The 10,787-nt window shown below is 40.3% G+C and carries 8 protein-coding genes; 1 reads left to right on the top strand and 7 read right to left on the bottom strand.

Going from position 1 to position 10,787, the window contains the following annotated elements; all coding sequences use genetic code 11:
- The first annotated feature begins 128 nt into the window (after positions 1-128).
- Positions 129-2,660 carry a penicillin-binding protein PBP1a gene (gene ponA, locus ACY45D_RS01695; protein ID WP_463108186.1) on the top strand — a complete coding sequence of 844 codons (2,532 nt, stop codon included), beginning with the start codon at positions 129-131 and terminating at the stop codon, positions 2,658-2,660.
- A 71-nt stretch (positions 2,661-2,731) separates the two neighbouring features.
- Here ponA and ACY45D_RS01690 read toward each other — a convergent pair whose 3' ends face one another.
- From ACY45D_RS01690 to rsmH, 7 genes are all read right to left on the bottom strand, one after another.
- Positions 2,732-3,535: a putative RNA methyltransferase gene (locus tag ACY45D_RS01690; protein WP_463108185.1), complete on the bottom strand. Its 804-nt coding sequence runs from the start codon at positions 3,533-3,535 to the stop codon at positions 2,732-2,734.
- A 70-nt stretch (positions 3,536-3,605) separates the two neighbouring features.
- A complete protein-coding gene (mraY, locus tag ACY45D_RS01685) occupies positions 3,606-4,724 on the bottom strand; it encodes a phospho-N-acetylmuramoyl-pentapeptide-transferase (protein ID WP_463108184.1) in 1,119 nt (372 codons plus the stop codon).
- Positions 4,724-6,133 carry a UDP-N-acetylmuramoyl-tripeptide--D-alanyl-D-alanine ligase gene (locus ACY45D_RS01680; RefSeq protein ID WP_463108183.1) on the bottom strand — a complete coding sequence of 470 codons (1,410 nt, stop codon included), beginning with the start codon at positions 6,131-6,133 and terminating at the stop codon, positions 4,724-4,726. The genes mraY and ACY45D_RS01680 overlap by 1 nt, the downstream gene beginning before the upstream one ends.
- A gap of 8 nt (positions 6,134-6,141) precedes the next feature.
- Complete coding sequence (locus ACY45D_RS01675) at positions 6,142-7,638, bottom strand: UDP-N-acetylmuramoyl-L-alanyl-D-glutamate--2,6-diaminopimelate ligase (RefSeq protein WP_463108182.1); 1,497 nt, start codon at positions 7,636-7,638, stop codon at positions 6,142-6,144.
- 7 nt (positions 7,639-7,645) lie between these two features.
- On the bottom strand, positions 7,646-9,481 hold the full coding sequence (gene ftsI / locus ACY45D_RS01670; RefSeq protein ID WP_463108181.1) for a penicillin-binding protein PBP3: 1,836 nt from the start codon (positions 9,479-9,481) through the stop codon (positions 7,646-7,648).
- 9 nt (positions 9,482-9,490) lie between these two features.
- Complete coding sequence (gene ftsL, locus ACY45D_RS01665) at positions 9,491-9,823, bottom strand: cell division protein FtsL (protein WP_463108180.1); 333 nt, start codon at positions 9,821-9,823, stop codon at positions 9,491-9,493.
- Positions 9,820-10,746: a 16S rRNA (cytosine(1402)-N(4))-methyltransferase RsmH gene (rsmH, locus tag ACY45D_RS01660; protein WP_463108179.1), complete on the bottom strand. Its 927-nt coding sequence runs from the start codon at positions 10,744-10,746 to the stop codon at positions 9,820-9,822. The genes ftsL and rsmH overlap by 4 nt, the downstream gene beginning before the upstream one ends.
- Between the last annotated feature and the right edge of the window lie 41 nt (positions 10,747-10,787).

Raw genomic sequence — 10,787 nt, 5'->3', positions numbered from 1 at the left:
AACACAAACCGACTGCACTTGGTCTTAATTTTTTACAGATACAATATCCCATCTAACAATCTATCAAATGAAAAGCTATACTGACCAGCAATTAGTTTGCCATTAGCTATTATTAAAACTTACTTGTTATGAAAAAGCTATCTTGTTCAGGTCATATTCATCCCTTTTTTTTGCTGATTATTATTATTTTAGTCGCAATTCCGATGGGCTTTTATGGTATGTATCTATATATTGCCCCATCGCTGCCAGAAATGAGCTCTTTAAAAAAGGCGCCATTGCTTAAACCTATGCAAGTTTATTCAGCAGATAATCAGTTGATTGCGGAATATGGAGGCAAACTTTCTGTACCTGTTGAATACGATCAGATCCCTCCACACTTCATTCATGCATTCTTAGCTGCAGAAGATTCTTCATTTTTTGAACATAGTGGAATTAGCTTCAAAGGCTTAGGTCGAGCTGTGAGTGAAAGTGTTACAGGTTCAAATGTTCAAACTGGTGGTTCGACCATTACCATGCAGGTGGCGAAAAACTATTATTTATCACCCGAACGAACTTTAAAGCGCAAACTCACTGAAGTTTTTTTAGCACGTAAAATAGAACAGAACCTATCTAAAGAAGAAATTTTATCGTTATATGTCAATAAAATCTTCTTAGGTAAAAATGCATATGGTATCGCCGCAGCAGCAAAAATTTATTATAACAAGAACTTAGATCAACTCAGTGTTGCTCAAATGGCCATGATTGCGGGGTTACCTAAGGCTCCTTCAAAATACAACCCTGTTGTGAATCCTGAACGTGCCTTAGAGCGTCGTAATTGGATTTTAGGACGAATGCTACAACTCGGTTATCTTAATCAAGCGGAATATCAAAAAGCCGTTGCTGAACCGATTAATCTGAGTATGCCTGATCGTGGTTTAAGCAATAAATTTCCCTATGTCGGCGAAATGGTACGAACAGAGCTTGTAGAAAAATTTGGTGAGCTTGCCATTGATTCTGGTTATAAAGTTTATACAACCATTGATAGCAAGCGTCAGCAATATGCCGAAGATGCCGTGCAAAAAGGCTTAGAAGATTATGACCGGCGCCATGGCTGGCGTGGCGCAGAAGCACATGACAAGCCTTTAAAAAATTTTGTACCCTATGCAAATACTTATCCTGCTGAGGTTGTGAAAGTAGGTGCAAATAGTTTTGATGCAAAATTGCAAGATGGCTCTACGGTCACTGTACCTTGGTCTGGAATGTCTTGGGCTAGAAAATATATTAATGCCAATGCTGTAGGTGGTGCTCCAAGCAAAGCCTCTCAAATCGTTACAGTCAAAGATATTATCCGCTTGAGACCCAATGAAAATAAAACAGCATGGTCATTGGTTCAAACCCCTAAAGCTCAAGGACAACTCATTGCAATCAATCCAAATGATGGCTCGATTGAAGCTGTTGTTGGGGGCTATAACTTTTATCAATCTAAATTTAACCGTGCAATCCAAGGCTGGCGTCAACCTGGCTCAACCATTAAACCATTCATTTATGCATTGGCACTTGAACGAGGCATGACCCCTTATTCAATGGTCAATGACAGCCCAATTTCGATTGGTCGTTGGTCACCAAAGAACTCTGATGGACGTTATTTAGGAATGATTCCTTTACGACGCGCATTATATTTGTCTCGTAATACCGTCTCTGTTCGATTATTGCAAAGTGTTGGTGTTGAACGTGCTCGACAATTATTGATGGACTTTGGACTACAAGAAGATCAAATTCCACGTAATTTCACCATTGCCCTAGGAACACCACAAGTGTTACCTGTGCAAATGGCAACAGGTTATGCAACCATTGCAAATGGTGGTTATCGTATCCAACCTCACTTTATCAGTCGTATTGAAGATGCTTATGGCAAAGTGATTTATGAAGCCAATCCCGATTATGCATGTATTCCATGTATTAATGCTAAAGATGATAGTGTCGATCCAGAAGTAACACCTGACGATGAAGTGATTGAAGGTGCAACTCAAGATGCTGTTGAACCAGAAACTACGCTGAGCAAAGAAGAACAAAGCAAATACCGCCAAGCACAACGTATTTTAAAATCACAGTCTGCCTTTGATATGGCAAATATTTTACGCGATGTGATTGTACATGGTACGGGTCGTGCAGCTCTTAAAATTGGTCGTGATGATATTGGCGGTAAAACAGGAACCACAAACGATGCTAAAGATGCTTGGTTTGCTGGATTTAACGGCAAGTTGGTTGCCATCGCTTGGGTCGGTTTTGACCAACCAACCACGCTAGGACGTCGTGAATATGGGGGGATCGCAGCATTACCTGTATGGACAAGTTTCATGGGTAAAGCTTTGGATGGCACACCATCTTCATGGGTACATTTTGATAAAAATGCGAAAGCACCTATCTCTCGTGAACAGCGAGGACTGGCTTCTGCTGACCAAAATAATGAGGAATATCGTACAACTCCACCTTTAGCACGCCCTCTTTATCGACCAACACCAACCACGCCAACACGTAATCCATCAAATGACTTTGATGATTTACCTGATGAGGCAGAGCAACCACTTAAACCAAGTAGTGCAACACCTCCATCAATGGATCAAAATCCACCAAAACGTGAAAGTGATGCATTGGAAAACTTAATTAATGAAGTTCAGTAATTAACTCTCATAAAAACGCCATCAAATGATGGCGTTTTTTATTGAAAATCAATTGCAAAAAAATAAGCACATTATTTTTTCTGAAATAAATAAATTTGAAATGCTGCTTTTAATTGAGTCTTTGTTTGAACTTCTAAAGCCAAACGTTTTTCAGGTTTTGCTTTATATGCGTACGGCGTCATTGCAATCAAATTTTTCAATTGAGTTTGATCTAATTCAAAAACCGACTCAACAATAGGATGCTCAAGCAATTCAAAATGTTCTTTTAATTGCTCAACAAACTTATGTGGTTCATGTGCTTTTACTTCTTCAAATAAGCCTTCACGCATGGCTAACAAATGCTCAGGCGCAGGTGTAACTACAATAAGATATGCTTTAGCCTTAAGCACTCGTAAAATTTCTTCCTGAGGAATTGGGCTAAATAAACTGGTACACAAATCAATAGAATGATCTAGCACAGGTAAAGTCGCCCCAGTACCCACAATCCAAGTCACCTCTTTATTGAGCTTTGCAGCAACTTGTACTGCATTTTTGGCAATATCTACACCAACACATTGCATGACTTCTTGTTGCATTGCATGAGTGTAATATCCCTCACCACAACCAATATCCAGCAAATTTTCAATTCTTAAACCACGAATTTTTTCAACGATGGCTTGTTGCAAGGGTGCATAAAAACCACCACTCAAAAATGCACGACGTGCTTGCACAGATTCAGGTGTGTCTCCTGGGTTTTTACTATGTTTATGCTGCACGACATGTAAGTTGACATAACCCTGTTTTGCCACATCATAGCTATGATTGTTTATACAGCGCCACGTTTTATCCGTTAAGCTGAGTGCTTCACGACAGACTGGGCACATCAACACATTCATAACCTTCTCCAAACTCATTTAAAGCCATAAAAAAAGCCGGCAACTGCCGACTTTCTCAAACAACTTTTGCTTAACGCAATTTTAAAGTCATTAGACCTAAAACTACCAGCATAATTGTAATAATCCAGAAGCGAATAACCACTTGGGTTTCACGCCAACCTTTTTTCTCATAATGATGATGCAAAGGTGCCATAAGAAATACGCGCTTATTGCGCATACGCAATGAACCGATTTGCAAAAACACAGAAATGGCTTCAACTACAAACACACCACCCATAATTGCAAATACAATCTCTTGACGAACCATGACTGCAATCGTACCAAGCATTGCGCCCAATGATAATGCACCAACATCCCCCATAAATACTTGCGCTGGATGTGCGTTATACCAAAGGAATGCCAAGCCTGCACCAATCATTGCTGCGCAGACAATCACCAATTCAGAGGTATATTTAACATATGGAATATGTAGATAAGTAGCAAAACGGATATCACCTGCCAAATAAGCAAATACACCTAAACCTGCTGCAACCAATACGATTGGCATGATCGCCAAACCATCTAAACCATCCGTTAGGTTCACCGCGTTTGATCCACCATTAATCACCAAATAAGTGAAAATAATGAAGCCAATACCCAAAGGTACAGCAGATAATGGGATGCTGAGATTTTTAAAGAATGGGATCAACAAATCCAACATATTTGCCGTATGTACAGGATTTTCCTGTTGTACCGCAATGATATATAACGCAATACCCGCACCCAACGAACCTACAGAAGTCCAAAAGAATTTCTTCTTGGCAGGTAATCCAGCATTGTCTTTGTAGCGAACTTTAATCCAATCATCCGCCCATCCAACAGCACCAAAAATCACCATAACGCCCAGTACAATCCATACATAAGGATTAGATAAATCGGCCCAAAGTAAGGTACTAATACCAATTGAAAGCAGGATTAGAATCCCACCCATCGTTGGTGTTCCCATTTTCTTTGCATGATTTTCAGGTGCAAATGAGCTCACAGCTTGCCCATATTTCAGGGCTTGCAATCTACGAATCATGACTGGACCTAGAGCCCAACCAATCGCCAACGCAGTCAATACACTTAACAGTGCTCGAAATGACAAATATCGAACAACTTGGAATGCATTTTCATAACCCGCCAAGTGCTGAAATAACCAAAACAGCATTAAACTTTCTCCATCAAATCAGCCATCAACGTTTCCATATGGGTATAACGAGAACCTTTAAACAGGAAACTCATGGACTGTGGTTGATGCGTTTCAATTAAACTTAATAATAAAGGTAGTGCTTGTTCTTGGTTAAGAAAAGCTTGCATTTTTTTACCATACTGAGTGCTTCTTGCACCCTCTTGTGTTGCAGGTGAAAACTCACCAACAGCAACCACAAAGTTAATCCCTTTTACTGAAACAAGGTCACGTCCCAGCATATAATGCTGTTGAGCAGCCGAATCTCCAAGCTCACCAATATCACCAATCACCATCACCCGAATCCCCTCTTGTTGAGCGAGCACTTCTGCTGCTGCACGCATTGAAGTCGGGTTGGCATTATAAGTATCATCAATAAATAAATAGTTGCCTTTGCGAATAAAGTTTAAACGACCTTTCGCACCTTGGGCAGCCTCTAGACCCAGCACAATGTCATCTAAATCAATACCAATCGCCAAAGCAAATGCTGTCGCGGCTTCGGCATTATGTACATTGTGCTCACCTGCAAAAGGTAGGTTTACTGTACGAACACCTGCTGGAGTATTGATTGTAAATGTTGCAGATTGAGCATGTAATTGGATTTCTGTTGCAAATACTTCACCACTTTGCCCAAAACTCAATACATTTTCAGTCTGTACAGCTTGACGAATAGTAGAAGTAAAATCATCAACCGCAGGAACGATTGACGCTCCAGTTGGATCAATATGCGCATAAATTTCTGATTTAGCACGACAAATGCCATCACGTCCACCAAACTCACCCAAATGCGCAGTGCCGATATTGAGAATACCTGCCACATGCGGTTGAACTAAGTTTGAGGTGTAATCAATTTCACCTTGATGACTTGCACCCAACTCCATCACGGCATATTGATGTTCAGCTCGAAGTTCTAACAACATCATCGGCACACCCAAATCATTATTGAGATTGCCACGTGTAATTAAGGTCGGTGCTAAACGTGAAAGGATACTGCCTAACATCTCTTTGGTGGTGGTTTTACCACTACTGCCTGTCAATGCTATCACTTTCAACCGAGGATGTTGCGCTCGGCGATAAGCACCTAAATACCCCAATGCCAAACGCGTATCTGCTACAACCAATTGACAAATATCAACTTCAACAGGATGGCTGACAATTGCAATTTGACAACCATGGGCTGCAACCTGTACTACAAAATCATGTGCATCAAAACGCTCACCTTTAAGCGCTAAAAATGCATCACCAGACTCTGCATGACGAGAATCAGTTAAAATACGTTTAATTTCACCTTGTGGTGCTTTATCTAAATACCAATAACCTTGAGTCGCTTCAGCAAGTTGCTCTGCTGACCATGGCTCCAAAGGCACAGTACTGGTGGTAGAGGTGTGCATCTCTTTTCCTACTGAGCTGGATAAGCTGAATTTGGTTTATGGTGTTGTGCATCAATCGCTGATTGCACCTCCACGACATCATCAAACCAATGGCGTACACCATCAATTTCCTGATAATTTTCATGCCCTTTGCCTGCGATTACAACAATATCACCTGCTTGAGCATGTTTTACCGCATACTTAATTGCTTCACGACGATCATGGATTTCGTGGACATCATGTTGGCTAAAATCAACATCACGTTTCATATCTGCAAAAATTTGCTCAGGATCTTCTGTTCGAGGATTATCTGACGTCAGCATTACAGGGTTGGCTTGTTCCAATGCTGCTTTTGTCATCAATGGACGTTTACCACGATCACGGTCACCACCACAACCAAATACAGCCCAAAGTTGATTTTCAACATGACGCTTTAAGGTTTTTAGTACTTGTGTTAAAGCATCGGGAGTGTGTGCATAATCAACCACAAATAGACGATCCTCATCACGAATCACCTGCATGCGCCCTGGTGCGCCTTTTAGTTTGGGAACTGCTGCAATTAACTGTTTAAGGTCAAAGCCTGCTTGTTCTGCAACAATTAAACTTGCAACCAAATTTTCAATATTAAAATGACCAAGCAAAGGACTATTCACAGTGAACTCACCTTTCACTGTTTTTAAATGAAAGCTTGCGCCTTCCAAACTGTATTTAATCCCAAAGACTTGATAATCCGCAGCTTTAGACGTTGAATAAGTCAATACTTTAGGGTGTGCAAGATTACTACTTGCAGCATCAAGCATGATATTGGCATATGTGTCATCAATATTGATGACAGCAACTTTTAAGCTTGGAAATTTAAATAAGCGAGATTTAGCTTCTGCATACGCTTCAAGTGTTCCATGATAATCCAAGTGATCACGACTTAAATTACTATATGCTGCAATCTCAATATTACAGCCATTTAAACGACCTTGCTCCAAACCATGCGAACTCGCTTCGAGTGAAACAAATTCCGCACCTTGTTGAGCAAAATCATGTAGTAAATTTTGTAAATGTAATGCATCCAAAGTGGTATGCGACGAGGCTTCTAGCTGAGGTAAAATACCATTCCCAGTTGTCCCCATAACTGCACACTTTTTACCTTGTAACATCAACAACTCAGCAACTAAGCGCGAAATGGTGGTTTTACCATTGGTTCCTGTCACCGCGAGTACATGCGCCACTTGAACTGGATCAATTGCTTGTAAATACTGCTTTTGCCATTGCCCCATGTGTTGACGAACATCAGGACAAATTAAAACATCTACTAGCCCCAAATCAGTTTCACTCACAACAGCTAATGCACCTTTTTCTAAAGCAGATTGTGCAAATTGCAATGTCTTCTCTGGTTGCGAATAACTGGTCAAAGCAATAAAGATTTGACCGTGTTTTATATAACGGCTATCCAAACTAAATCCAGCAAAGGGCTCAGACATCCAAGGTAGTTGTGTTTCGACATTTACAATGTCTTGAAAATGTATCGTCATATTTTACCTATTTGGATACTTGCGCAGTTTCAAGCGGCTTATCTAATGGAACATTCATCAATCTTAATGATTCTTGCATAATTCGAGCAAATACTGGCGCTGCAACCAGACCACCATAATATTGACCACGCGGGTTTTCAACCACAACAATAATCGCTAAACGAGGGTCACTAATTGGTGCAACCCCTGCAAATAAAGCACGATATTCGGTATTTGAATAGCCTCTATGATCAGGACGTAGCTTATGTGCCGTACCTGTCTTACCGCCCACACGATAACCCGGAATATTGGCCTGCTTTGCAGTACCGCCTGGCATTGTCACTTGCTCAAGCATGAGTAAGACTTCATCTGCGATTTTAGGTTCTAAAACTTGCTTACCTTTAGGCTGATCTTCAAGCTTATATAAACTCAATGGGTATTCAACACCATGATTCGCCAACATGGCATAGCCTTGTGCCAATTGTAGAATGGTTGCATTTAGACCATAACCATAAGCCATGGTTCCAATTTGTGAGGAATTGAGTTTTTCAGGTGGAAGAACTAAACCACCACTTTCACCTGGGAATTTGACTGCTGAACGCTGACCAAAACCAACTTTCCTAAAGAAACTTGGTAATGCTTCTTTAGGAAGAGATAACGCAATTTTTGCAGAGCCGACGTTCGATGATTTAATAATCACCCCAGTCACAGTCAATGAACCATAGTTATGCGTATCTCGAATGGTATGAGAACCTAAACGCATAGAACCTGGACCCGTATTAATCACTGTGTTTGGTGTGTACTGACCACTTTCCAAACCTGCAGCAACCGTAAAAGGCTTCATGGTTGAACCGGGCTCAAACATGTCAATTGCACCACGGTTACGCATTGCATCTTTATTGCTTAAGCCATCTTTATCATTTGGATTATAAGATGGCCAACTGGTCATGGCTAAAATTTCACCCGTCTTCACATCGACAGCAATTGCCGAAGCAGAACGTGCGCTATTCGCAACACCAACAGCGGTTAACTCACGGTACATAATATATTGCAATCGTGAATCAATACTCAGTGTGATATTTTCACCTGTTTTAACTTCTTTAACGACTTCAGGTGTCGTGATACGGTTACCGTGCTTATCACGAGAAATTTTTTGCTCACCATCTTCACCAGCAAGACGCGTATTGAGCTGCATTTCCAAACCTTCAATACCTGTACCTTCACTATTGGTCAAACCAATAATTTGTGCATTCGGTTGTGGTTGAGGGTAATAGCGTTTATAGGTTTTTTCCGCATATACACCTGCAAACTTGCGTTGTGTAATTAAATCAGCTTGCGGTGGTGGAACTTCTTTTTTAAGGACTAAATAACGTGAGCGTGGACGATCTGCTAACTTTTTCTTTAAATCAGCTCGGTCGATCCCAACTACATCTGCCAATTCATCTAAATCTAAATTTTCATCGGGTAATTGACGTTTTAATTTACGGCTATTTGGCGTTTTTTGTAATTCAGCCGTAATTTTATTAAATTGTTCTTTCGTTTCAAAATATTCACGTGGATCAATCACCACCTTCATAATCGGTGAACTGATGGCCAAAGGAACACCATGGCGATCACTAATCACGCCACGCATGGCTTTTAATTTTTCAGAACGTAAAATATTAGCATTGGCTTTATTTTGTAAAAAGTCTTTATTAATGACCTGAACATAAAATGCACGCCCAACCAATCCTACAAAGCAGAGTAAAACGACACCCCACAATAAATAAAAGCGCCACATTTCCAAAGAAACTGTATTTTTCTCTGTAATCGATGGCTGCTTTTTACGTGGCTGCCGAGTCTGTTTAGTTTGCTTATCTACCATACAGATGCCTTACTTTTTCTGCTCTGATTCAGACGGTAATGAAATGACAACTGTTTGAGCAGCTGGCGGTGAATACATTCTAAGTTGTGTAACGGCACGAGTACCAATCTGAGCTGTTGCTCCAAAAGTTTGTTGTTCTATGAGCAAACGTCCCCATTCGGCATTGATATCTTCACGCTCACGCATATAACTATTTAAATCACGAAAGTCATGACGATAAGCAAAGACTTGCATGACCACCATAAATGCGCTCGTCAATACCAAAAAAATCAATATGCCATAAACAATAAATTTTTTTATTGTCAACTTCTGCGTTGATTTTTCTACAATTTCTTCTTTCATTCTGCGCCTTTTTGTTCTAAGCGTTCTGCAACTCGAAGCCAAGCACTACGTGAACGAGGGTTTGCTTTCACCTCTTCTTCACTTGCACGAACTCGATCTACCTTTTTCAGTCTACGTGTATCTTGGACTTTTTGTGGTAATCCCCAACCATTATCTTCTGCTAAAGTTGATTCTTTTTGAATGAATTGTTTAATAATTCGGTCTTCAAGTGAATGGAAACTAATCACAGCCAAACGTGCATGTGATTTTAACAAATCTACGGCTTGAGGTAAAAAATGATGAACATCATCGAGTTCTTTATTGATTTCAATACGAATCGCTTGAAAGGTACGCGTTGCTGCATGTTTGTTTTTTTCCCACTTTGGATGGGCAACTTTCACAATTTCAGCCAGTTGAGCCGTGGTTTCAATATAACCTGCATTTTTAATAGCTTTGGCAATACGACGACTATAACGCTCTTCACCATATTGAAAAATCACATTCGCCAAATGCTCCTCCTCAACATCGACCAGCCATTCGGCAGCGGTCTGTCCTTGAGAATTGTCCATACGCATATCCAGTGGTCCATCTTTCATAAAACTAAAACCACGATCTGCTTGATCTAACTGCGGTGATGAAACACCTAAATCTGCCATAACACCATCCACTTGATAAATATCAAGTCGATTGAGTTCTTGTTGTAAATCTGCAAAGCTGGCATGAATAATTTTAAATCTTGGATCTTCTTTTTCGAGTTGATACGCCACTTCTAAAGCTTGAGGGTCTTTATCAAAAGCATATACACGTGCATTTTCATCTAATTTAGACAGTAATAAACGGGTATGACCGCCACGCCCAAATGTTCCATCCACGTAAATTCCTGTATTGCGATCTGCAAGTAAAGCATCGACAGTTTCATGTAGTAATACAGAAATATGAGACATAAGTATGGTTTCAGTTCAAGCAAAAAAGTAACTGCACATTA

The organism is Acinetobacter sp. BZX-2 (assembly GCF_055179795.1).
The sequence above is the reverse complement of the archived record's forward strand: the minus strand, read 5'-3'. Positions and strand labels throughout refer to the sequence as shown.

What these genes read in the sequence shown, in the direction of transcription:
- ponA (WP_463108186.1), top strand. Translation starts at nt 129, where the DNA reads ATGAAAAAGCTATCTTGTTCAGGTCATATTCATCCCTTTTTTTTGCTG.
- ACY45D_RS01690 (WP_463108185.1), bottom strand. Translation starts at nt 3,535, where the DNA reads ATGAATGTGTTGATGTGCCCAGTCTGTCGTGAAGCACTCAGCTTAACG.
- mraY (WP_463108184.1), bottom strand. Translation starts at nt 4,724, where the DNA reads ATGCTGTTTTGGTTATTTCAGCACTTGGCGGGTTATGAAAATGCATTC.
- ACY45D_RS01680 (WP_463108183.1), bottom strand. Translation starts at nt 6,133, where the DNA reads ATGCACACCTCTACCACCAGTACTGTGCCTTTGGAGCCATGGTCAGCA.
- ACY45D_RS01675 (WP_463108182.1), bottom strand. Translation starts at nt 7,638, where the DNA reads ATGACGATACATTTTCAAGACATTGTAAATGTCGAAACACAACTACCT.
- ftsI (WP_463108181.1), bottom strand. Translation starts at nt 9,481, where the DNA reads ATGGTAGATAAGCAAACTAAACAGACTCGGCAGCCACGTAAAAAGCAG.
- ftsL (WP_463108180.1), bottom strand. Translation starts at nt 9,823, where the DNA reads ATGAAAGAAGAAATTGTAGAAAAATCAACGCAGAAGTTGACAATAAAA.
- rsmH (WP_463108179.1), bottom strand. Translation starts at nt 10,746, where the DNA reads ATGTCTCATATTTCTGTATTACTACATGAAACTGTCGATGCTTTACTT.